Origin of the sequence: Variovorax sp. VaC1, assembly GCF_043658315.1 — a bacterium.
In the GTDB taxonomy this organism is placed as follows: domain Bacteria; phylum Pseudomonadota; class Gammaproteobacteria; order Burkholderiales; family Burkholderiaceae_C; genus Variovorax.
In genome coordinates this window covers 470335-492736 of sequence record NZ_JBIGLT010000003.1, presented here as the reverse complement: position 1 = coordinate 492736, position 22402 = coordinate 470335, and the positions used below count along the sequence as shown (strand labels likewise).

25 protein-coding genes are annotated in these 22402 nt (G+C 68.4%); 15 read left to right on the top strand and 10 right to left on the bottom strand.

Annotation, left to right across the window (positions count from 1 at the left end):
* The first annotated feature begins 11 nt into the window (after positions 1–11).
* Both ACGLHS_RS14470 and ACGLHS_RS14465 read left to right on the top strand, forming a co-directional pair.
* On the top strand, positions 12–980 hold the full coding sequence (locus ACGLHS_RS14470; RefSeq protein WP_394480640.1) for an aldo/keto reductase: 969 nt from the start codon (positions 12–14) through the stop codon (positions 978–980).
* Positions 981–1002: 22 nt separating this feature from the next.
* A complete protein-coding gene (locus ACGLHS_RS14465) occupies positions 1003–1479 on the top strand; it encodes a DUF3237 domain-containing protein (RefSeq protein WP_394480639.1) in 477 nt (158 codons plus the stop codon).
* A 25-nt stretch (positions 1480–1504) separates the two neighbouring features.
* On the opposite strand, the gene ACGLHS_RS14460 is transcribed toward ACGLHS_RS14465, so the two are convergent.
* Complete coding sequence (locus tag ACGLHS_RS14460; RefSeq protein WP_394480637.1) at positions 1505–2188, bottom strand: Crp/Fnr family transcriptional regulator; 684 nt, start codon at positions 2186–2188, stop codon at positions 1505–1507.
* Positions 2189–2316: 128 nt separating this feature from the next.
* On the opposite strand from ACGLHS_RS14460, the gene ACGLHS_RS14455 reads away from it, so the two are divergent.
* Positions 2317–2835 carry an ester cyclase gene (locus ACGLHS_RS14455; RefSeq protein WP_394480635.1) on the top strand — a complete coding sequence of 173 codons (519 nt, stop codon included), beginning with the start codon at positions 2317–2319 and terminating at the stop codon, positions 2833–2835.
* Positions 2836–2848: 13 nt separating this feature from the next.
* Positions 2849–3928: a hypothetical protein gene (locus ACGLHS_RS14450; protein ID WP_394480633.1), complete on the top strand. Its 1080-nt coding sequence runs from the start codon at positions 2849–2851 to the stop codon at positions 3926–3928.
* Between the two features lie 28 nt (positions 3929–3956).
* On the opposite strand, the gene ACGLHS_RS14445 is transcribed toward ACGLHS_RS14450, so the two are convergent.
* Positions 3957–4478, bottom strand: coding sequence for a GNAT family N-acetyltransferase (locus ACGLHS_RS14445; protein ID WP_093240938.1), 522 nt, complete (start codon positions 4476–4478; stop codon positions 3957–3959).
* A 76-nt stretch (positions 4479–4554) separates the two neighbouring features.
* On the opposite strand from ACGLHS_RS14445, the gene ACGLHS_RS14440 reads away from it, so the two are divergent.
* Positions 4555–5145, top strand: a complete 591-nt coding sequence (locus ACGLHS_RS14440; RefSeq protein ID WP_394480630.1) for a helix-turn-helix domain-containing protein — start codon at positions 4555–4557, stop codon at positions 5143–5145.
* A 194-nt stretch (positions 5146–5339) separates the two neighbouring features.
* Complete coding sequence (locus ACGLHS_RS14435; protein WP_394480628.1) at positions 5340–6464, top strand: NAD(P)/FAD-dependent oxidoreductase; 1125 nt, start codon at positions 5340–5342, stop codon at positions 6462–6464.
* Between the two features lie 42 nt (positions 6465–6506).
* On the opposite strand, the gene rlmB is transcribed toward ACGLHS_RS14435, so the two are convergent.
* From rlmB to ACGLHS_RS14415, 4 genes are read right to left on the bottom strand one after another with little or no spacing between them, the layout of a single operon-like run.
* Positions 6507–7253, bottom strand: coding sequence for a 23S rRNA (guanosine(2251)-2'-O)-methyltransferase RlmB (gene rlmB / locus ACGLHS_RS14430; protein ID WP_093240947.1), 747 nt, complete (start codon positions 7251–7253; stop codon positions 6507–6509).
* Positions 7254–7297: 44 nt separating this feature from the next.
* Complete coding sequence (locus tag ACGLHS_RS14425) at positions 7298–8278, bottom strand: hypothetical protein (RefSeq protein ID WP_394480625.1); 981 nt, start codon at positions 8276–8278, stop codon at positions 7298–7300.
* A gap of 4 nt (positions 8279–8282) precedes the next feature.
* The gene (locus tag ACGLHS_RS14420; RefSeq protein ID WP_394480623.1) at positions 8283–8792 is read right to left on the bottom strand and encodes a hypothetical protein; all 510 of its coding nucleotides are present in this window, start codon (positions 8790–8792) and stop codon (positions 8283–8285) included.
* A 42-nt stretch (positions 8793–8834) separates the two neighbouring features.
* Positions 8835–9557, bottom strand: a complete 723-nt coding sequence (locus tag ACGLHS_RS14415; protein ID WP_394480621.1) for an ABC transporter ATP-binding protein — start codon at positions 9555–9557, stop codon at positions 8835–8837.
* 36 nt (positions 9558–9593) lie between these two features.
* Here ACGLHS_RS14415 and ACGLHS_RS14410 point away from each other — a divergent pair, with 36 nt between their 5' ends.
* A complete protein-coding gene (locus ACGLHS_RS14410) occupies positions 9594–10226 on the top strand; it encodes an arylesterase (RefSeq protein WP_394480619.1) in 633 nt (210 codons plus the stop codon).
* Positions 10227–10303: 77 nt separating this feature from the next.
* On the opposite strand, the gene ACGLHS_RS14405 is transcribed toward ACGLHS_RS14410, so the two are convergent.
* Both ACGLHS_RS14405 and ACGLHS_RS14400 read right to left on the bottom strand, forming a co-directional pair.
* The gene (locus ACGLHS_RS14405; RefSeq protein WP_056521727.1) at positions 10304–10507 is read right to left on the bottom strand and encodes a hypothetical protein; all 204 of its coding nucleotides are present in this window, start codon (positions 10505–10507) and stop codon (positions 10304–10306) included.
* Between the two features lie 116 nt (positions 10508–10623).
* Positions 10624–11817, bottom strand: coding sequence for a PLP-dependent transferase (locus ACGLHS_RS14400; protein ID WP_394480616.1), 1194 nt, complete (start codon positions 11815–11817; stop codon positions 10624–10626).
* Positions 11818–11911: 94 nt separating this feature from the next.
* Here ACGLHS_RS14400 and ACGLHS_RS14395 point away from each other — a divergent pair, with 94 nt between their 5' ends.
* The 3 genes from ACGLHS_RS14395 to ACGLHS_RS14385 all read left to right on the top strand — a co-directional run bounded on the left by ACGLHS_RS14395 (position 11912) and on the right by ACGLHS_RS14385 (position 13693).
* On the top strand, positions 11912–12250 hold the full coding sequence (locus tag ACGLHS_RS14395; RefSeq protein WP_394480614.1) for a DUF5713 family protein: 339 nt from the start codon (positions 11912–11914) through the stop codon (positions 12248–12250).
* Between the two features lie 73 nt (positions 12251–12323).
* Entirely contained in the window at positions 12324–13181 is an 858-nt protein-coding gene (locus tag ACGLHS_RS14390) for a helix-turn-helix domain-containing protein (RefSeq protein WP_394480612.1), read from the top strand.
* A 62-nt stretch (positions 13182–13243) separates the two neighbouring features.
* On the top strand, positions 13244–13693 hold the full coding sequence (locus tag ACGLHS_RS14385; protein WP_093240965.1) for a VOC family protein: 450 nt from the start codon (positions 13244–13246) through the stop codon (positions 13691–13693).
* Positions 13694–13709: 16 nt separating this feature from the next.
* On the opposite strand, the gene ACGLHS_RS14380 is transcribed toward ACGLHS_RS14385, so the two are convergent.
* Together ACGLHS_RS14380 and ACGLHS_RS14375 are read right to left on the bottom strand one after the other, a co-directional pair.
* Positions 13710–14351, bottom strand: coding sequence for a DUF1109 domain-containing protein (locus ACGLHS_RS14380; protein ID WP_394480609.1), 642 nt, complete (start codon positions 14349–14351; stop codon positions 13710–13712).
* On the bottom strand, positions 14348–14938 hold the full coding sequence (locus ACGLHS_RS14375) for a sigma-70 family RNA polymerase sigma factor (RefSeq protein WP_093240970.1): 591 nt from the start codon (positions 14936–14938) through the stop codon (positions 14348–14350). The genes ACGLHS_RS14380 and ACGLHS_RS14375 overlap by 4 nt, the downstream gene beginning before the upstream one ends.
* A gap of 112 nt (positions 14939–15050) precedes the next feature.
* On the opposite strand from ACGLHS_RS14375, the gene ACGLHS_RS14370 reads away from it, so the two are divergent.
* From ACGLHS_RS14370 to ACGLHS_RS14350, 5 genes are all read left to right on the top strand, one after another.
* Positions 15051–16409: a GTP cyclohydrolase II gene (locus tag ACGLHS_RS14370; protein WP_394480607.1), complete on the top strand. Its 1359-nt coding sequence runs from the start codon at positions 15051–15053 to the stop codon at positions 16407–16409.
* A complete protein-coding gene (locus ACGLHS_RS14365) occupies positions 16406–17812 on the top strand; it encodes a URC4/urg3 family protein (RefSeq protein WP_394480605.1) in 1407 nt (468 codons plus the stop codon). Before ACGLHS_RS14370 ends, ACGLHS_RS14365 begins: the two co-directional genes overlap by 4 nt.
* A gap of 34 nt (positions 17813–17846) precedes the next feature.
* Positions 17847–18476 carry a uracil phosphoribosyltransferase gene (gene upp, locus ACGLHS_RS14360; protein ID WP_093240978.1) on the top strand — a complete coding sequence of 210 codons (630 nt, stop codon included), beginning with the start codon at positions 17847–17849 and terminating at the stop codon, positions 18474–18476.
* A 93-nt stretch (positions 18477–18569) separates the two neighbouring features.
* Positions 18570–19574, top strand: coding sequence for a BMP family protein (locus tag ACGLHS_RS14355; RefSeq protein ID WP_093240981.1), 1005 nt, complete (start codon positions 18570–18572; stop codon positions 19572–19574).
* A gap of 141 nt (positions 19575–19715) precedes the next feature.
* Positions 19716–22400, top strand: a complete 2685-nt coding sequence (locus ACGLHS_RS14350; RefSeq protein ID WP_394480601.1) for a polysaccharide deacetylase family protein — start codon at positions 19716–19718, stop codon at positions 22398–22400.
* Positions 22401–22402: the final 2 nt, after the last annotated feature.

The window sequence follows — 22402 nt, the reverse complement described above, 5'->3', positions numbered from 1 at the left end:
AACACATCCTCATGTCGCAACTTCGCCCGCTCGGCCGCTCCGGCCTCCTGGTTTCCCCGCTCGCCTTCGGTGGCAACGTGTTCGGCTGGACCGTGGACGAGGCCGCCTCGTTCAAGCTGCTCGACGCATGGCTCGACGCGGGCTTCAACTTCGTCGACACAGCCGACGTGTACTCGGCCTGGGTGCCGGGCCATACCGGCGGCGAGTCCGAGACCATCATCGGCAAGTGGCTCAAGCAAAGCGGCAAGCGCAACCGCGTGGTGCTTGCCACCAAGGTCGGCAAGCCGATGGGCGAAGGCAAGGTGGGGCTGTCGCCCAAGTACATCCGCGAGGCGGTCGAGGCCTCGCTCAAGCGCCTGCAGACGGACTACATCGACCTGTACCAGTCGCACGACGACGACGCCAACACGCCGCTCGAAGAATCGCTCGGCGCCTTCGATGCGCTCATCAAGGAAGGCAAGGTGCGCGCCATCGGCGCTTCCAACTACACCGCGCCGCGGCTGGCCGAGGCGCTCGACGTGTCGGAGCGGCTCGGCATTGCACGCTACGAAAGCCTGCAGCCCCTGTACAACCTGTACGACCGCGCGGTGTTCGAAGATGCCCTCGCACCGCTGTGCCTGAAGCGCGAAGTGGGCGTGATCAACTTCTACGCGCTGGCCGCCGGCTTCCTCACCGGCAAGTACCGCACCGAGGCCGATGCCTCCAAGAGCGCGCGCGGTGCCAACACCACCAAGAAGTACCTGAACCCGCGCGGCCTGCGCATCCTCGATGCGCTCGACCGCGTCGCTCAGCAATACAACGCCAAGCCGGGCCAGGTCGCCATCGCGTGGCAGATCGCGCGCCCGGGCGTGACGGCGCCCATCGCCAGCGCCACGTCGATCGCGCAGCTCGAAGAGCTCGTGGTGGCCACGCAGCTCAAGCTCGACGCGGGCACCATCGGAATGCTCGACCGCGCCAGCGCCGAAACGGCGGCTGTCTGAGCCAGACAACCGGACACCAGCGATGAGCATCTTCGATTCGATCGCCGCGCCCGCGCTCGAACACTTCGTCGACCTGCGCGTCGAAGTGGGCGTGCCAAAGGTGTTCGGCAGCGGCCCGCGCGGGCTGCACCGTGTCGTGCCCATCACCGGCGGCGAAGCCATCGGCCATGGCTGGCGCGCACGCGTGCTGCCGGGCGGCAGCGACTTCCAGCTGATCGCAAGCGACACCTTCTCCGAACTCGACGCACGCTACGGCCTCGAAACCGACGCGGGCGACCTCGTCTACGTGCAGAACCGGGCCATTCGCTCGGCGCCACCGGAGGTGATGGCGAAGCTGCTGCACGGCGAGCCGGTCGATGCGGGGCAGGTGTATTTCCGCTGCAACCCGCGCTTCGAGACCGCGTCTCCCGCGCTCCAGTGGATCAATGAACGAATGTTCGTTGGCGCCGGCGTCAGGCACCCCGCCGAGGTGCTGATGCGCTTCTTCGCGCTGGTTTAGGGCCTGTTAACGCCCGCCGCGCCGCTCAGGCGGCCGGCTGCGCGCACGCCGCGAGACGGTCGCGGTCGAGCAGCTCGACGCCGCGGTAACGCAGGCGCAGCATGCCCTCTTCTTCCCACAGCTTCAGCTGGCGGTTCACGCTCTGGCGCGAAACGCCCAGCATGAAGGCCAGGTCTTCCTGCGACACCGCGAGCATCGCCGCCTCACCGGCGGACGCGGGGTGCACGTCGATGGTCAGCAGCCGGTGCGCAAGGCGCACGGGCAGCGGCATCAGGATGGCGTCGTCGATCCACGCCAGCGCCTGCCGCAGCCGCAGGCAGACCAGCCGCGTGAAAGCCATGTGCACGTCGGGCCGCTCGGCAATGAGGCGATGGAAGTCTTCGGCGCGCACCACGGCCATCTTGGTGTCTTCGACCGCGCAGGTGTCGTAGACGCGCTCGCGCCCCACGAGCAGCGAGACCTCACCGAACCAGTGACCAGGCTCCAGCACCGCGATCACCGCCTCGCGCCCGCCCGGCGCCACCACGCTCACGCGCAGCGAACCCGCGATCACGCCGAACAGCGCATCGGGCGACGAGCCCTTGAGAAACAGCGAATCCCCGCGCGCAAGGCGCCTGCGATGCGCCACGTCGAGCAGCGTCTGCTGCACGGCGTCGGGCAGGCGCATGCGGTCGTCGGCGTCGATCGGCTCGGGGGCGGAAATGGTCATTGCGGGTTTGTCCCGAGCTGCAACTGCCAACACCGGACAGTCTGCGTCGAGGGCGGCGCCGATAGTACGTCCGTACGTCCGACCCCGCCGCAGCGCACCCCCAACCCACGATGGAGAAAGAAAACCCCATGACCACCGACACCGGCCTGCAGGCCCGCCGCGAACGCCTCGTGCTCGACCATTTCGCCGACGAGACCCGCCAGGACTTCGACGCCGTGCTCGGCACCTTCCCGCATCCGCACTACGAGCTGATTCCGAGCGGCGAGGTGCACGACGGCACGGCCAACGTGCGCCAGTACTACACCGAGACGCGCACCGCCTTCCCCGACCAGCGCCACGAGATCATCCAGCTGCGCCATGCCGACGACTCGGTGATCGTCGAGTTCTGGCTGCTCGGCACGCACCGCGGCCCGCTCAAGGGCCTGCCGCCCACGGGCAACGCCTTTCGCTGCCGGATGATCGCGCTCTTCATCTTCGAGGGCGAGCGGCTGATGTGCGAGCGCGTCTACTTCGACACGCTGACGATGCTCAGGCAACTGCTCGTGGGCGTGCCGGCCGCGATGCTGCCGACGGTGATCGGCGGGCTGCTCGGCCAGTCGGCCGCCGATGCAACCGCCGCCCCCGAACGCACCGCTGCCGCAGCCTGAGCGAAAGGCCGCCATGATGCGCGACGCCACGCCGCCTCTGCCCCTCCTGCGGCCCATCACCGAGTTCGACGGCGCGCGACAGCACGCGATGCCGCAGGACAGGTTGCGCGCCCTGCGCTACGGCGGGCTGCGGTTTCGCGAACGCTTCCTCGACGAGCCACCGGTTCGGTACGTGCGCAGCTTCGACCTGCTGCGCATTCCCTATCCGGCCTGGTATGCGTTCAGTGGCGTGTACTCGCAGCAGTTGCTCAAGCCGCACATGGTCCATCTGCTGGCGCGCACCGTGCTGGTCCAGTTCGAGGACTTCGACGGCCAACTGCGCCACCTGCTCTTCACGCCGGCCGACTTCGAGACCGGCAGCGAAACGCCCTATTTCAAGCGGCTCAGCGAGCAGACGCCCAGGTTCCTGCACAGCACCATCGCGCCGATCCATTCGACGGTGCCACAGGCGCTGGCGAGCATCGGCCTGGACCCGGCGTGCATCGACTACATCAGCTACGACCACCTGCACACGCAGAACCTGCGGCGCTGGCTGGGCAACGCGCGCGAGCCGGGCCTGTTCCCGAATGCGCGGCTGCTGGTGCACCGGCAAGAGCTGGCGAGCGTAAGCGGCCTGCTGCCGGTGCAGGCGGACTGGTACTGCCCGCAGGGGCTGGATGGCGTGCCGGCCGAACGCATCGTTGCCTTCGACGGCAGCGTGCAGCTCGGCCGAGGGCTTGCGCTGGTTCACACGCCGGGGCACACCGAGGGCAACCATTCTCTGGTGTGGCGCACCGCCGATGGCCTGCGCGTGAGCAGCGAGAACGGCGTTGCGGCCGACAGCTGGGCGCCCGCGAACTCGCGGCACAACGGCATCCGCCGTTTCGCGAAGGCCACCGGGGCGGAAGTCATCCTCAACGGCAACACGCAGGAAAGCAGCAACGACCAGTACCTGTCGATGGTGCTCGAGAAGACCATCGCAGGCAGCGCGGCCAGCCATGCGTTCAGCAACGTCGTGCCGTCGAGCGAATGCACGCCGTACTGGCTGTTTCCGGGGGCACCGGCCAGCCACCTGTGGGGCACGTCGGAATCGGGCACGCTGGTGCGAAGCTGAAGCCCGCGCGGCGACCGATGGCGGGCGATCAGCCGTCGACGGGATTCAGCGGCGTAGAAAGAATGCGCTGGTAGAAGGCCACGTCGAGCCAGCGGCCGAACTTGAACCCGGCCTGCCGCACCGTGCCCGAGTGCTCGAAGCCCAGGCGCTCGTGCAGTCCGATGCTGCCCGCATTCGCGGCGTCGATGGCACCGACCATGACGTGCACATCGCGCGCGATGGCTTCGGCGATCAGTGCCTCCATCAGCGTGCGGCCCAGGCCGGAGCCGCGGTGCGCGCTGTCGACGTACACCGAGTGCTCCACCGTGTACTTGTAGGCCGGGAAGGCGCGAAAGGCGCCGTAGCTCGCGAAGCCCAGCAGCTTGCCGCTCTCGTCCACCGCGCCGATCACCGGAAAGCCGTTGGCGCGCTTGGTGGCGAACCACGCCACCATGTTCTCGGGCGTGCGCGGCTTGTAGTCGTACAGCGCGGTCGAGGTGACGATGGCTTCGTTGAGGATGGCGAGGATGGCGCCCGAGTGGGCTTCTTCAGTGCAGGGGACGAGACGCATGGTGTTCCTTTCGGGGCTGCGCGGACGGAAATTCCGGCTCGGCCAATCGTTGAATATAGGAGAATAATAATCTCATATGAGAAACACCTCACCTGCCCCAAGCGATCCGGCCACCAATATCGACGCGCTCATCGCCGCCCGGCTGCTGGCCTTGCGGCAGGCGCAGGGCCTCAGCCTCGCCGAGCTGGCTGAACGTTCGGGCGTCAGCAAGGCGATGATTTCGAAGGTGGAGCGCGCGCAGAGCAGCCCCACCGCCGTGCTGCTCGGACGCCTGGCGGCCGGGCTCGGCGTGCCGCTGGCGCAGCTTCTCACCGAAGACAAGGAACAACCCCAAAGGCTGCGCACCAGGGCCATGCAGGAAGTCTGGCGCGACCCCGAGGCGGGCTATCTGCGGCGCCAGGTCGCGGAGCGGCATGCGGGCAGCGGCGTGGAACTGGTCGAGGTCGAATTGCCGCGTTCGGCACAGGTCAGCTACCCGCGATGGAGCGGCAAGCCCTATCGCCAGTGCCTGTGGATGCTCGAAGGCGCACTGCGGGTGGACTACGGTGACGAACGCTTCGAGTTGGCACCCGGCGACTGCCTCGACTTCGGCGTCGATCGGCCGCTGGTCTTCAAGGCGCTCGGGCGCGGCGCCTGCCGCTATCTGCTGGTGGCCAGCCCCGCCTGATCGTTGCGGCGGGCTGGACGCGGGAGTTCACACAGGCTTCACGCCGCGCGCACATGGCGTCGCTAACTTCGCATGCGCACCGCAGATCGCGGTGCCCATCGACTTCGGTCAGCTGCCCCATGACAACTTCCTCCAGTTTCTTTTCTCCTCTCGCCCCCTCTTCCCGCGCCGCGTCCGGCTGCGCCCCCGCTCCCATGGCCGCGAACGGCACCGGCAACACCAAGGTCGATCTTCTCGTGGTCGGGGCGAGCTTTGCGGGCCTGGCCTGCGCACGCGCCGCCGCCCTTGCCGGGCTCCGCGTGATGGTGCTGGAGAAGAAAGCCAGCGCCGGTTCCAAGCTTCACACCACGGGCATCATCGTCAAGGACGCGGTCGACAGCGTGCCGTGGCTGGGAGAGGTTCCTCCCGAGCTCGTGCGCCGCATCGAAGGCGTGCGGCTCTATGCGCCCAACATGCGCCACGTGGACCTGCACGCGCCCGGCTACTGGTTCTGGGCCACCGATGCGCCCGCGCTGCTCGACTGGATGGTGAAGTCGGCCCGCGACTGCGGCGTCGACGTGCGGCTGGGCACGCTCTTCGAACAAGCTCTGTGGCTGAACGGCCGCTGGGAAGTGCCGGTGACGCAGGGGCCCTGCGTCACGGCCACCTACCTCGTGGGCGCCGACGGGCCGCACTCACGCGTGGCCAAGGCGCTCGGCCTCTCGCGCAACAAACGCTTTCTGTACGGCATCGAGCACGAATATCAGGGCGCGCGCATGGCGCCCGACCTGCTGCATTGCTTCATCGACCGCAAGCTGGCGCCCGGCTACATCGGCTGGGCGCTCGACGGCGTGGGCGTGAGCCAGATCGGGCTGGCCCGCCGCATGAGACCCAGTGACGCGGGCGCGCTGCGGCTCGACCCGCTGCTGCACAAGATCGCCTCGGTGGTGACGCCGGGCGATGCGCCGCCGGTGGCGGTGCGCGCCGGCATGATCCCCTGCGGCGGCGTGCTGCCGATGGTCGCGCGCGAGCGGGCCTTGCTGGTGGGCGACGCGGCCGGCATGGTGTCGCCGGTCACGGCCGGCGGCATCCACACGGCGCTGCAGCACGGTGAACGCGCGGGCGAGGCGGTGGCGCGCTTCGTGCGCGGCGAGGCCGACGACCCGGCCACGTGGTTCGTGCGCAGCTACCCAAGCTTTCTGCTCAAGCGCACGCTGCGCTGGGCTTTCGACAATTTCCAGAGCGACTGGATGTTCAACCACCTGCTGGGCACGCCGCAGATGCGGCGCGTGGCGGAACTCATCTACTTCCACCGCAAGGGCGGGCCATCGGCCGGATGACCCACGGCATGGCCACCGGTCACGCGGCGCGCTCAGGCCTCGTCAGAGGCTTCGCTGGCGCATCGCTTCATAAAGGCACACGCCGCTGGCCACCGAGACGTTCAGGCTCTCGACCGCGCCGGCCATCGGAATGCTGACCAGCTCGTCGCAGGTCTTGCGCGTGAGCTGGCGCATGCCCTCACCCTCGGCACCCAGCACCAGCGCCAGCGGGCGCTTGAAGTCGCTCTGGTAGATGGTGCCCGGCGCGTCGTCGCTGGTGCCTACGCACCAGATGTTGCGTTCCTTGAGTTCGTTGAGCGTGCGTGCCAGGTTGGTGACCATGAAGTACGGCACGGTCTCGGCCGCGCCGCTCGCCACCTTGGCCACGGTGGCGTTGATGCCGGCCGCGTGGTCCTTGGGCGCGATCACCGCATGTGCGCCAGCACCGTCGGCCACGCGCAGGCAGGCGCCGAGGTTGTGCGGGTCGGTCACGCCATCGAGCACCAGCAGCAGCGGCACGGTGCCGGCCTCTTCGAGGCCTTCGAGCAGTTCGTCGAGCGAATGGATTTGCGCGGCGGGTTCGACCCGCGCCACCACGCCCTGATGGCCGTGGCTGCCGCTGAGCTTGGACAGCCGCAGGCCGTCGGCCTCGACCAGCCGCACGCCGGCTTCTTGCGCACGCGCAATGAACTGTTTCATGCGCGCATCGCGCCGGCTGGCATCGAACATCACTTCGAGCACCGATTTGGGCGCGGTCTTGATGCGCACGCCCACGGCATGGAAGCCGAAGATCACTTTGGGGGAAGACATCCGCCGATTATCCCCACCCCCGAGCCTCGAACGATTCGGAGCCCTCAGGCCAGCGGAAAACCGCTGGTCGCGCGGGTCCGTTCGTCGTGCAGTTCCTGCACCGCTTGCGCACGAGGGTGCAGGCGTTCGGTGTTGCCGACGCTTTCCAGGTACTGGCAGGCGGCATGGCCTTCGGCGGTCTTTTCGTAGCGCGCCACCCAGGCGTCGCGCTGCGGCAGCCTGTCGGGCGACACCGGCCAGACACCGGGTCGCGGCCGCATCGGCTCGCTGATACCGATGCGCCAGGGCTTTGCGCTCAGGCGGGCCCGAAAGCAGTTCTGGTTGCGGCACATGCGCGCGTAGATCTTGTCGACGCCCATCAGCTGGAAGCAGTCGGCCACGACCGCATCGCCGGGGTTGAACACATCGTGCATCGCCAGCACGCGAAAACCGGCCGGCGTGCGGTAGATGCGCAGATGCCAGTCGGGGTGCTGGTGAACGAAGCGCCCGATGCGCTCGGCCGCGCGCTTCTCGGGCGTCGGGTTGTCCGTGTGCTCGCCGCGCTTCTTGCGCCGGCCGATGCCGTAGGCCACGGCAAAGACGATGAAGAACGCGATCAGACCGCCGAGCCAGGTCCGGCCGGCCCAACCGCCGACCACGCCGGCGATCAGCGCGGGAAAGAGCGCGAACAGGAACAGGCTGCCGCGCAGCGGTTCGTCGAAGTCGATGTCGACAAAAAGCACGTCGGGCGTGTTCAGGCAGCGGGCGCCGTAGCTGTTGCGCGTGATGACGGTGTCGCCCTGGCGCTCGACGATTTCCTCGCGGATCGGCACGCCGTTGGCGCCGTTGTAGGCCAGCTTGCGCTCGCGGCGGTCGAGCTTCTCGCCACTGGCGATGCGGTCGAAGGCTTCGCGGGTGCGCTGGTCGGCATGCGCCTGCGCAGCCAGCGGGCTGTCGTCGGACCAGCCGTAGCGGCGCACGGTGAGCTGCTTGCCCGCCACCTGCTCTTGAATGCGGCCTTCGGCCCAGTACTGGGGAACGATCATCGACTCAGCCCTTTCCGCCGAAATAGATCCAGGCCATCGCCATGACCAGCAAGACGATGGCCACGGGCAGCCACTTGTCGTAGCCGACCGGCCGCACGCGTCCGGGCTCGGCCATGGGACTGCGCGGCACTTCCGACGGCAGATGACCGATGGCGCCGACCGGCGGGTTCTCGTGGTTCTCGACCAGCCGCTTGGCCGCGGCAAGGCCCAGCCCCGTCGCCTCGCGCGTGAGGCGGACGGCCTCGAGCTTGTTGCCCTGTGCCAGGGCGGCGAGCGCGGTGGACGGCATCGAGGCGAAGCCCCTGTCCTGCATGGCCGCATCGGGCGCTTCGCGGCCCGCGTCGGCCTCTTGCCAGCCTGGTTGGTCCTGCAGCCGCTTGACGTAGCGATCGACCGCGTCCTTGGAGGACTTGAGATCCATGCCCGTGCTCTCGCACACGATCTTGATGGCCTCGATGAGCTGACCGCGCCGCAGCGCGAGCACAGCCTCGGGGGGTAGCGTGTCCACGGGCATCTCCTCCTCGTTGATTGATGGGGCCGCTATTTATTTGATAGCTTACAGCGCAGGTTCGCCCATCGAAATGGGCGTTTTCTCGTTGAGCGCCACGCGGCCGGCCTCGATGGTGATGCGGCGCTCGCAACGGGCGGCGATGCCGCGGTCGTGCGTCACGAGCACGAGCGTGGTGCCCAGTTCGCGGTTGAGGTCGAACATCAGCTTCATCACCTGCTCGCCCGTGGCGAAGTCGAGGCTGCCAGTGGGCTCGTCGGCCAGCAGCAAGGCCGGCTGCACGACGAATGCGCGGGCCAGCGCCACGCGCTGCTGCTCGCCGCCCGACAGCACCTTCGGATAGTGGCCCAGCCGCTGGCCCAGCCCGACGCGCCCCAGCATCTCGGTGGCGGCCTTGCGGGCGTCCTTGCGGTTGGCCAGCTCCAGCGGGAGCATCACGTTTTCGAGGGCACTCAGGTTGCCCAGCAGCTGGAAACTCTGGAACACGAAGCCCACGCGCTGCGCGCGCAATGCCGCGCGCTCGTCCTCGTCGATGGCAAAGAGGTCGTCGCCGGCCAGCTTGACGGTGCCGCGCGTGGGCGTGTCTAGGCCCGCGATGATCGACAGCAAGGTGCTCTTGCCGGAGCCCGAGGCGCCAACGATGGCGGCGGTTTCCCGTGCCCCGAGGGTGAAATCGATGTCCTGCAGAATGTCCAGCGTACCGGTCGAGTCGGTGACGGATTTGAAGACATGCTCGACGGCGACAATGGCATCAGACGGGGGTTGGGACATGGAAAGGCTTTGGTTTTGAATCGACGTGACTTTATCTTGACCACCGCCGCGCTCGGCAGCGCGGGGACTTGGACGACCGCGGCACAAGCCCAGGCCGCGACGGCAGGCAAGCCGGTGATCCTGGTGCTCGGGGATTCGCTGAGTGCAGAGTACGGCCTCAAGCGCGGCGAAGGCTGGGTACCCTTGCTCGAAAAAAGGCTTGCGCAGCAGAAGATCGCGGCCACCGTGGTCAACGCCAGCATCAGCGGCGACACCAGCTCCGGCGGCCGCGCCCGCTTTCCGGCCCTGCTTACGCAGCACAAGCCGAACTACGTGGTGCTGGAGCTGGGCGCCAACGATGCGCTGCGCGGCCTGCCGCTCGCCAACACCGAAGACAACCTGCTGCAGATCACCAAGGCCGCGCAGGCCGCCGGCGCCAAGGTGCTGATCGTGGGCATCCAGGTGCCACCGAACTACGGTGCCGACTACACGCGGCGCTTCGAGGCGGTGTTCTCGAAGGTCGCAAGCACGACCCGGGCGGCGCTGGTGCCCTTCCTGCTCAAGGGCGTGGCCGACGCGCCCGATGCGCTCTCGCTGTTCCAGGCCGACCGCATCCATCCGACCGCGGTGGCGCAGCCGCAACTGCTCGACAACGTCTGGCCCGAGCTGCGCAAGCTGCTGCCGAAATAACGCCAGGCGCCGGCAATGAAAAAGCCGCCGCAGGCACAGGCCTGCGGCGGCTTCTTGAAGGGGACGCCAGGAGCGGATCAACCGTTCTTGGTGGGCAACTCGGGCACCGTGGGGGGATCGCGCTCGAGCGATGCCACGTCGGTCTCCGGGTCTCCGGGAGCCAGTCCATCGCTGCTCGGGCTGAGCTTGCGGTTCGCCTTTTCTCGGAGCTTGTCTTCCTTTTTCTTCTTCTTGGCCAGTTCCTTCTGGCGCTTCTCGTAGCCGTAATTTGGTGTTGCCACTGCTTCTCCTTGGGGCGAGGCAGTCACGGTGACTGCGCGTTGGGCTACTGTAAGCGATAACGGTACGTCTTCAGAGCGCCCGGCGGCGGACTTCCCAAGGCCGCCGACGCGCTTTCTTACATCCTCGCGAGGGCCTGTTGCAGATCGGCCCGCAAATCGTCCACGTCTTCCAGGCCGATCGAAAAACGCACGAGCGTGCCCTTGTAGGGCCAGCGCGCCACGCTGGCATCGCGCATCAGGCCGATGTCGTAAGGCACCACGAGGCTGATCGGCCCGCCCCACGAGTAGCCCAGGCGGAACAGCTGCAGGCTGTCGCAGAAGCGGTCGACCTGCTCGGTGCTGTAGCGCTCGTCGAACACAACCGAGAACAGGCCGGCGGCCAGGTCGGTGGCGCCACAGAGCGCGCGCCAATGGATGTGGCCCGGCGAATCTTCGAGCGCCGGGTGCAGCACCTGCGCGATTTCTTCGCAGCCGTTGAGCCAGCCCGCCAGTTCGCGCGCCGCGCGATCGTGCGCGGCATAGCGCAGCGACAGGCTGGGCAGCGAGCGCAGCAGGGTTTCGACGTCGCCCACGCCGATGCCGAAGCCCATGCGCATGTGCGTGAGCTTGAGCGCGCGGTGCAGCCGCTCGTCGCGCGTGACCACGCTGCCCATCAGCACGTCGCCGCCGCCGCTCGGGTACTTGGTGAGCGCGTGCACCGAGATGTCGACGCCCTGCCCGCTGTCGTTGAAATCGAAGGGCGCGAACGCAAGGCCGGCGCCCCAGGTGTTGTCGAGCGCCGTCAGCACGCCGCGCGCGCGGCAGACGTTCACGAGCGCCGGCAGATCGGGGAACTCCATCGTCACCGAGCCCGCCGCTTCGACCCACACCAGCCGCGTGCGGTGCGAGATCTTGGCCGCCAGGTCGGACGGGTCCATCGCGTCGTACAGGCGATGGGTGATGCCGAAGTTGGCCAGCTCGCCGGTGGCCAGCGCCTTGTTGGGGCCGTAGGCGTTGTCGGGGATCAGCACCTCGTCGCCGGTCTTCAGGAAGGCGAACGCCACCAGCGAGATGGCCGCCAGCCCGCTCGGCACCAGCAGGCATTCGGTGCCGCCCTCGAGCGTAGCCAGGCGTTCTTCGAGCATGAAGGTGGTCGGCGTGCCGTGCAGGCCGTAGGTGTAGCCGGCCTTGGTTTTCCAGTCGCGCGCGCGCATGGCGGCCACGTCGGCGAAGAACACCGTCGACGCCTTGAACACGCCGGGCTGCGGCGCGGCGAATGTGTCGGGCGGGGTGTAGGGGTGATGGATCAGTGCTGTAGAAGGCTTGCTCATGCACCGATGCTAGCGCGGCCGTCATATCCCGGAAAACACCTCGCCCTAGACTGCCGCGGCCGTGCGCGCCGCGCGGAAACCAGGAGCCCGTTTCATGCCGATCACGAACCCGCAACTGCTGAGCCACCCGTTCCTCCAGGACATGTACCGCGACGCGTACTTTCCCGACTTCCTGGTGGACAAGTGCAAGCAGATCCTCGTTCGCCTGTGCGAGGCGATCGAAGCGCAGAAGCCTTCGGACAACGCCGGCCTGCTGCGGCTGACCCACGCCGCCACCGAAGAATTCAACGCCATCGCCGAGGAATTCGAAGAGAACGACAGCGAACTGGAAACCGCCGCGCGCGAGGCCATCGCGGCGGATTTCGAAACCATCGCAAGGGCCTACGGGTTCGACATCGACACCGAAGAGCTGATCGCGCCGCGCGACTGGTGAGCCGCCCGCCCGGCAAAGCCCCGGCGCACAATGCGCCGATGTGCCACCGCCAGCCTCCGACAGGCCCTGCCGCATGCAACTGACGCGGCCTCCCGCCCCGCACCTGCAGCCCTTCGTGCGGCAGCTGTGGGCCTCGGCGCCCGACGGCACGCCCGCCGAGCGGCCCGGTGCCCGCGAGCACGTGCTGCCCACCGGCGGCATGCACCTGGTGTTCCGCTTGTCCGGGCCGCCGCTGAAATTGTTCGGCCACACGGGCGACGCCCTGGGCCAGACAGTCGGCTACGCCATCGTCGGCGGCGCGCGTGCCGCCTTCTACCTGCGCGATGTGTCCGTGGCCACGTGCTCGGTCGGCGCGCAATTGCAGCCGGGCGCCGCCCGCGCCCTGCTCGGCGCGCCCGAAGACGCGCTGGCCGGGCAACACACGCCGCTCGAAGCGGTGTGGGGCGAGCGGCTGACGGCCGACGCGCTCGAAAGGCTCCATGAAGCCGGGGACCCCGCGCTGCAGCTGCAGGTGTTCGAGGCCCTGCTGACGCAACGCCTCGCCGCCGCACTGCGGGCCGGCCTGAATGGCCTGCATCCGGCCGTGGCGGCAACGCTCGGCCCGCTCACGCACCAGAACCCGTCGATTGCCGCGCTGGTGGCGCACATCGGCTACAGCCACCGCCGCTTCATCGCGCTCTTTCGCGGCGCCATCGGTCTTGGCCCCAAGGAATACGCACGCGTGATGCGTTTCGACCGCGCACTGGCGCTGGCGGCCGACGCCGACCGGGCCTGGACCGACATCGCGCTCGACGCGGGCTACAGCGACCAGGCGCACCTGAGCCGCGAGTTCTCGGCATTGGCGGGCATGTCCCCGCAGGCCTGGCGGCAGGCGGGCGCGACGTCGCCGAGGCACGTGCCGGCCGCAGGTCAAATTCGTTCAAGACGCTAGTGGCGCGGCGCGCCAGAATCGCCGCCACGACTCTGCAGCCCCTCTCTGAAAGGCAACCCATCATGGCAATCCACGAGCTGTTTCCGTACCTGTGCGTGCACGACGCCGGCGCGGCCATCGACTTCTATTGCAACGTGTTCGAGGTGAAGGAAATCTTCCGTCTCACCGAGCCCAGCGGTCGCATCGGCCACGCGGAACTGGACTTCCACAACGGCGCCATCCTGATGATTTCGGACGAGTTCGCCGAGTGCAACATCTACAGCGCCAAGACGCTGGGCGGCAGCGCCGTCACGCTGCACCTGCACGTCGACAACGCCGATGCGGTGGTGGCACGTGCGGTCGCGGCCGGCGCCACGCTCGACATGGCGCCGCAGGACCAGTTCTACGGCGAGCGCTCCGGCGTCTTCCGCGACCCTTTCGGCCATCGCTGGAACGTGGGCCACAGCATCGAGAAGCTGACGCCCGAGGAAATGCAGCGCCGCTACACCGCGATGTTCGACCCGGCAGGCTGAGTCTTCGGCCCGCCTGCTACCAGCGCAGAAGCCGGGGCCCCAGCACGGCCCCCACCAGCACCGGCACGGCGATCCCGCTCACGTACCAGACGGCCAGGAACGGCGCGGTCAGTTCCATGCAGTGCAGCGCGTAGACCGCGGCACCCACGCCGCCCGCCAACGCCCCGGCAGCCGCGCCCGCCAGCGCCGGCCGCGTGGGCGCCAGGTTCTTGAGGGCCACCAGCGTGGCCACGAAGATCGGCAGCGCCATGAACCCGATGCTGAGCGCGCAGATGCGCCACGACTGCCCCATGAGCGACGACATGCGTTCCTCGACCGGCACGGCAAACCAGGCGACCACGGCCAACGCCCAGATCGCGAGCACCGGCAGCACCGCGCCGAGCCAGGAGCGCTGTACCGCGACACCCGGACGGGCCAGCCGCTGCACCATCACGAAGGCCGCTGCCGCGATGCACAGCGGAAACAGCACCTTGACCCAGAACATCGGCCACGACAGGGCCTGCATCAGGTCGCGCCGCAGCCCGTATTCGGCAAAGAGGATCGCGAACGACAGCGGCAGGCCGGCCAGCACCGCCAGCCCGATGCGCCAGCCCGCGCCGCGCCGCGGCACGGCCACGTGGCCGGTGGCCAGCATCGCCACGAGGTCGTCGGTCTTCATGCGGCACCGCCCCAGCTGTTGCCGAACCTGGCGGCCAGCGCCTTCAGGCCCCGATGGATGCCGACCTTGACGGCCGACTCCGACATGCCCGTCAGGCTCGCCGTCTCGGCCACCGACAGGCCCTCGATCTTCACGTGCACGATCGGCAGGCGCTGGCGCTCGGGCAGGCTGTCGAGCAGGCCGCCCAGGTCGCGTTTGGCATCGCTGGCCTCGGTGGCCGATTCGGCGAACACGGCCAGGTCGTCGTCCAGCGGGTCATGCAGGTCTTCGCGGACCGACTTGGCGCGCAGCAGGTCGATCATCTTGTAGCGCGCGATCGCGTGCACCCAGGCCGTCAACGGCTGGTCGCTCTGGTAGGTGTGGCGCTGGTTGTGCATGGCGAGCAGGCATTCCTGGACGAGGTCTTCCACTTCATCGGGCCAGCCAAAGAGGCGCTTGCCCAGAAAGGCGCGCAGGTGCGCGCTGAGTTTCTGCAGGAATTCGCGGTAGGCCGTCGCGTCGCCATCGAGGCCGCGAAGGAACAGGCTCCGCAGCGCCGCTTCCGCGTCGCTTGTTTGCATCCTGCTGCCTACGGTGTTTCGTGCCATCGGGCTGGCTGGTTACAGCCTTGTCGAAAAAAGATTCCGGCCGATTGTGCCGAAGCCGCCCGCTTGCAAGCACCACACACCATCGGTACATTGTGTTTTTTGAGGGCTACCAATGTCTGCCGACAGCACAACGATCCCTTCTGCAACGCCGCTTGCCGCCCCGTTCGCCGCGCCGCTCGCGACCGCCGAACCACCCGCCGGCACCACGCCTTCCCCTGCGCTTCACCCCTCCTCGTCGACCGGCCACATCCGGCTGACATCGCACGCCGGCGGCTTCGGCGCGCTGCCGATCCAGTGGGGCGCGGCCACCGCCGCCGAGCGCGGCCCGGTCGTCGGCACCACCACCAAGCGCGCGCACCGCAACGTGATCGGCACACACAGCGGCTCGTACAGCGTGTACCGCGCGCTGGCGGTGGCCTCCGGCGCGCTCAAGCGCGAGCACAAGGCCGACCTGACCAACACCGCGCCCACCGACGTGATCGGGCCGTACCCGCAATGGAGCGAGCCGGGGCGCATCGTCTCGATGGACCCGTGGGGCGCGCTGGTGGCCGATGTGTTCTCGGCCGAGCTGGCGGCCGGCTACGACATCCGCCCGACCATCGCGATCACCAAGGCGCACGTGATCCTGCCCGAGGTGATCGAGGCGCTGCAGAGCGGCCGGCTCAAGGCCGACGGCCACTTCCTCACCGCGGGCGGTGCCGCGATGGTGACCAAGGCGGCCATCGAACCCGTGTGGTACCTGCCCGAGGTGGCCCGCCGCTTCGGCTGCTCCGAGACCGACCTGCGCCGCACCCTGTTCGAGGAAACCGGCGGCATGTACCCCGAGCTGGTCACGCGCTCCGACCTCGAGGTGTTCCTGCCGCCCATCGGCGGGCAGACGCTGTACATCTTCGGCAACCCGCGCGACCTGGCGAATCCGCAGGTCGAGCTCACCGCGCGCATCCACGACGAGTGCAACGGCTCCGACGTGTTCGGCTCGGACATCTGCACCTGCCGCCCCTACCTCACGCACGCCATCGAGGAATGCATCATGGGCGCCCAGCGCGGCGGCGTGGGCCTGATCGCCTACTCGCGCAAGGAGGGCCGCGCGCTCGGCGAGGTGACCAAGTTCCTGGTCTACAACGCCCGCAAGCGCCAGGTGGGCGGCGACACGGCCGACCAGTATTTCGCGCGCACCGAGTGCGTGGCCGGCGTGCAGGACATGCGCTTCCAGGAGCTGATGCCCGATGTCTTCCATTGGCTTGGCATCCGGAAGATCCATCGCCTCGTATCGATGAGCAACATGAAGTTCGACGCGATCACCGGCTCGGGCATCGAGATCGGCGAGCGCGTGAACATTCCCGACGAACTGATTCCGGCCGACGCCCGCGTCGAGATGGACGCCAAGATGGCGGCCGGCTATTTCACGCCCGGCCCGGTGCCGGATGCCGAAGAACTCAAGAAGGCCAAGGGCCGGGGACTGACTGAATGACCACCAGCCGCAACACCGACCCCCACATGCCCGTCGACGGCTCCGGCAGCCTGCCGCCCGGCGGCGCGGGCAAGGTCGATCCATCGATCGAGTTCGCCGCCGACACCGGCCACCCGGCCGGCGCGGCAAGCCTGCTGCGCACCACCGCCGCCATCCGCCAGCGCGCAAGCGCCCTGCTGGCACGCGCGCGCCGGGGCGAATCGCAGTGGTTCCGCATCGGCGGCGACGATGCGCTGGAAGACGCGGCGCGCACCGTGGCCGAGGTCACGCGCGAGCGCTATCCCTGGGACACCATCCCCTATCACAGCCGATGGCGCCACTTCGAGGCCGGCGGAGTCGACCGCATCGAGGAGCTCAACGCCCGGCTGAACGGGCTCGATGCGCGGCAGCGCGCCCGCGCGCAGATCGATCTCGTTCTGGTGAGCGTGCTGCTCGATGCGGGCGCGGGCCCCGACTGGCATTACACAGAATCGGCCACCGGCGAGCGCTTCACGCGTTCCGAGGGCCTGGGCGTGGCGAGCTTCCATGCCTTCATGGGCGGGCTGTTCTCCTCGGACCCCGACCATCCGTACCAGGTCGATGCGGCCGGCCTGCGCGGCCTTGTCACCGACCGGCTGGGCGACGCCTTCCAGGTCAGCGAGGTCAATCCGCTGGTCGGGCTGGCGGGCCGCGCCACGCTGCTGCGCCGGCTGGGCGAGGCGATGAACGAGCAGCCCGAGATCTTCGGCGACGACGGCCGGCCCGGCCGCCTGTTCGACGCGCTGGTCGGCCCCTATGGCCCGGCCGCGCCGCCCACCGCCGAGATCACGGCGCACCAGATCCTGTCGCTGCTGCTCGATTCGCTCTCGCGCATCTGGCCCTCGGCCAATGCCGTGGACAGCATCGCGGCCGATGGCAGCGACAACGCGGGCGGCATCGGCTCGGGCGATCCGGCGCTGGCGCTCGGCGACTGCTGGCGCCACAGCGCCGTGCGCGGGCCCGGCCTCACCAATGGCTGGATGCCCTTCCACAAGCTGTCGCAATGGCTCACCTATTCGCTGCTCGAACCCTTCGAGTGGGCGGGCGTGAAGGTGCGGCACCTCGATGCGCTCACCGCCCTGCCCGAATACCGCAACGGCGGCCTCCTGATCGACAGCGGCGTGATCGTGCCCAGAGACCCGGCCTTCCTCACCTGCCGATGGAAGGCAAGCGACGAATTCATCGTCGAATGGCGCGCGCTGACCGTGGCTCTGCTCGACGAAGTGGCGCCGCGCGTGCGCAAGGTGCTCGACCGCACCGCCGAAGAACTGCCGCTGGCCTGCATCCTCGAAGGCGGCACCTGGGCCGCCGGCCGGGCGCTGGCACAACGCTTGCGAGACGGTGCGCCACCCCTGTTGATCGAGAGCGACGGCACCGTCTTTTAGACTCCCGGGTTCAGCAACGCCAGAAAAAATTCAAATGAGCAACGTCCACCTCGTCAATCACCCCCTCGTCCAGCACAAGCTCACGCTGATGCGCCGCAAGGATGCGTCCACCAACAGCTTCCGCCGGCTCCTCAATGAAATCAGCATGCTGATGGCCTACGAGGTCACCCGCGACATGCCCATGCAGGACATCGAGGTCGAAACACCCCTCGAAACCATGCAGGCCAAGGTCATCGACGGCAAGAAGCTGGTGCTGGTGTCCATTCTTCGTGCCGGCACCGGCATCCTGGACGGCATGCTGACCGTGGTGCCGGGCGCCCGCGTCGGCCACATCGGCCTGTACCGCGACCCCAAGACGCTCACGGCCGTCGAGTACTACTTCAAGATGCCCGGCGAAATGGACAGCCGCGACGTGATCGTGGTCGACCCGATGCTGGCCACCGGCAACTCGGCCGTGGCCGCGGTCGAGCGCCTGAAAGAGCTCAACCCCAAGTCGATCAAGTTCGTCTGCCTGCTGACCTGCCCCGAAGGCGTGAAGACGATGCAGACCGCGCACCCGGACGTGCCGATCTACACCGCCGCGATCGACCGCGAACTCGACAGCCACGGTTACATCCTTCCGGGCCTGGGCGACGCCGGCGACCGCATCTTCGGCACCAAGTAAACCGCCCCACCCAACGCCCCTCCGGTTCCGAGGGGCGTCCGGCTGTCCATGGGACAGCCCAGAACAATATTTCCACACCTCGAGGAGAAGACCATGGCAGCACGCCGTCAGTTGATCATTCGTTCCGTCGCCATCGCCGCGGCACTCGCGGCCGGCGCCCCCGGCCTGGCGCTTGCGCAGCAGGCCAAGCTGAAGGTGGCGGCGGTGTACACCGTGCCCTTCGAGCAGCAATGGGTGGGCCGCATCCACAAGGCGCTGAAGGCGGCCGAGGCGCGCGGCGAGATCGAATACAAGGCCACCGAGAACGTCAGCAACGCCGACTACGAACGCGTGATGCGCGAGTACGCCACCGGCGGCAACCAGCTGATCCTGGGCGAGGTGTTTGGCGTGGAAGCGGCGGCGCGCAAGGTCGCGAAAGACTTTCCGAAGGTCGCCTTCCTGATGGGCTCGTCGCTCAAGCCGCAGGCACCCAACTTCAGCGTGTTCGACAACTACATCCAGGAGCCCGCCTACCTGAGCGGCATGGTGGCCGGCGGCGTGACCAAGAGCAACCGCATCGGCATGGTCGGCGGCTTCCCGATCCCCGAGGTCAATCGCCTGATGAACGCCTTCATGGCGGGCGCCAAGGAAACGAACCCGAAGGTCGAGTTCAGCGTGAGCTTCATCAACAGCTGGTTCGACCCGCCGAAGGCCAAGGAAGCCGCCTTCGCCATGATCGACAAGGGCGCCGACGTGATGTACGCCGAGCGCTTCGGCGTGTCGGACGCGGCCAAGGAAAAGGGCAAGCTCGCCATCGGCAACGTGATCGACACCCAGGCCCAGTACCCCGACACCGTGGTCGCCTCGGCCCTGTGGAACTTCGAGCCCGCCGCCGACCACGCGATCAAGCTGGTGAAGGAAGGCAAGTTCGCCGCCGAAGACTACGGCGTGTACGCGCAGATGAAGCACAAGGGCTCCGAACTCGCGCCGCTCGGCACTTTCGAGAAAAAGGTGCCGGCCGACATCATCGCGAAGGTGAAGGCCAAGCAGGCCGACATCCTGGCGGGCAAGTTCACCGTCAAGGTGGACGACGGCCAGCCCAAGTCCACTGCGAAGTAAGCATCTCCAAGACCTATGAACCGTGCGCGATGGCGGACCGCAATCCATGGTGTAGCTGTTGCGGCGTTGGCCGTTTCGCTCGCCGCATGCAAACCTGAGCCAGCGGGCACGGCAACACCGGCTGAAGCGGCCGCTCCGCCCGTGGCTGCGGCCTCTTCGGCCGCGGCGGCGGCGCCTGTGGTCGCGGCACCGGTCGGCATTCCGGCCGCGCTGCAGGAACGCGCCGACGCCCTGCTCGCCGCGCACCGGCAGATGATCGTGCTGATGACCGGCGAGCGCGCGCTGGGCGCGGCCGAGAAGCGCGCCGTCGGGGCCGTCGGCCAGTTGCTGTTTCATGACATGCAGGAGCGCCAGCGCGCACTGATCGCGCAGGCCGGCGACATGGCCGACCCGGCCACGGTGCCGGCCCTGAACGCGCTGCTGGACCGCATCGAAAGCGAGCCGAGCTGGTTCGATGCCGACCGCCTCGCGTTCAAGGAATTCCTGGGCGAGCTGAGCACGCGCTACGGGCAGGCGCAATCGCTGCCCGGCCTCAAGCTTGGCCGCCGCGCGAGCGAAGACCTGGCGGTGCTCGCCGAGATCGAGCAGGCCTACGACCGCGAGCTGAAAGACGTGTTCGGCCGCTTTGCGCAGCGCGGCATCGAGCCCCAGCGCGAGAAGTGGGCCGACTACGTGGCCAAGCTGCAGGGCCTGTATTCGCGCGACAAGATCCTGAAGGACTTCGGCTCCATCGTTCCCTACACCCAGCCCGCGGGCGGAGCCAAGGACAAGGAAGGCGGCGACGTGCGCGAGATCTTCGGCACCTCGCTGCCCCCGAAGACGGTGGTGCTGACCTTCGACGACGGCCCGCACGCCAAGCACACCGACGAGATCCTGGAAATCTTGAAGCGCTACGACGCGCCGGCCATCTTCTTCGAGCTCGGCCAGAACCTGGGCAAGCTCGACGCGCAGGGCAAGGCGCAGCTCGGCGCCAATGGCGCGGTGGCCAAGCGCGTGCTGGCCGCCGGCCACGTGCTGGCCAACCACAGCTTCAGCCACAGCATGATGGCCAAGATGAGCGACGACGCAGTGCGCAACGAGGCCACCGAAACCGAAGCCCTGCTCGACGCCACCGGCCGCCCGCAATCGACCCTGTTCCGCTTTCCCTACGGCGCACGCAACGAAGACAAGCTGAGCACCGTCGAAGCGCTCAAGCTGCGCTCCATGCTCTGGACCGTCGACTCCATGGACTGGGCCGACCCGGTGCCCAAGTCGATTGCCGACCGCGTGCTGGCCGAGGTCGACAAGGCCAAGCGCGGCGTGATCCTGTTCCACGACATCCAGGGCCGCACCGTGCAGGCCCTGCCCACGGTGCTCGACCAGTTGGTGGCCGACGGCTACCGCTTCGCCACCTGGCGCGACGGCAAGTTCGTCGTCAACGCACCCAAGAAGGCCGCACCCGACGACGGCGTGGCCGCCGCCGGCGACACGCTCTATCGCGAGAGCCACGCACTCGTGATCGGCATCGACAAGTACGCCAAGTGGCCCGGCCTGCACCACGCGGTGCCCGATGCCAAGGCGATAGAGCAGTTGCTCGTCACGCGCTTCGGCTTCAAGCCCGAGAACGTCACGGCGCTGTACGACGGCGAAGCCACGCGCGCCAACATCCTGCGCGTGCTCAACGACAAGCTCACCGACAGCAAGCGTGTGAAGCGCGACGACCGCGTGCTGGTGTTCTTTGCCGGCCACGGCAGCACCCGCAAGCTCGCCAGCGGGCGCGACGTCGGCTACATCATCCCGGTCGACGCGGCGCTGGACGACCTCGCCTCCGACGCCATCTCCATGCCTCAGTTGCAGGAAGTGGCCGAGGCGCTGTCGGCCAAGCACGTGCTCTTTCTGGTGGACGCCTGCTACTCGGGCCTGGGCCTCACGCGCGGCGGTGCGCCGCGCGGCAGCAAGAACTTCCTGAGCGACAACGCACGCCGCATCGGCCGCCAGATGATCACCGCCGGCGGTGCCGACCAGCAGGTGGCCGACGACGGCCCCGGCGGCCACTCGGTCTTTACCTGGACGGTGCTGCAGGCGCTCTCGGGCAAGGCCGACCTGAATGGCGACGGCGTCATCACCGGCACCGAGCTCGCGGCCTACGTGGCGCCGGCCGTCTCGGCCATCGCGCGGCAGACGCCGGCCTTCGGCAGCCTGCCGGGCTCGGAGGGCGGCGAATTCGTGTTCGAGCTGCCCGTGGACCGCGAAGGCCTCAGTGGCGACAGCGTGCAGCTCGACGCAGCCGCCAGCCAGGTCAACAAGCGCATCGACGAAGCCAACGAGCAAGCCGTGCATGCCGCCGCGCCGCCCAAGGCCGGTGCAGCAGCCGGTGCGCCCGCCATCGAGGTGGTGGTGAAGAACCTGGAAGGCGGCGACGCCAAGCTGACCATGCCGGCCGCCGCGCCGCTCCCGCCACGCGTGGCCGCGCAGCGCGCCAACGACCGTGGCCTGCAGCTGTACCGCGAGCGCCGCTACGACGAGGCCGAGGCCGCCTTCACCGAATCGCTGAAGCTGCAGCCGCGCTTTGCACTGGCGGCCAACAACCTGGGCTTCGTGTACTTCAAGCGCGGCAAGCCGGTCGAGGCCGCGCGCTGGTTCGAGCAGGCCATCGAGATGGACGGCAGCCGCGCGCTCGCCTACCTGAACCTCGGCGATGCCTACCTGCAGGCCGGCAACGACACCAAGGCGCTGGCCGCCTACACCACCTTCGTCGGCCTGTCGCCCAAGCACGCACGCGTTGCGTCGCTGCAGGCCTGGATCGCCACGCCCGACGCAGCGCACCGCCCTCAACTCACGCAATGAAC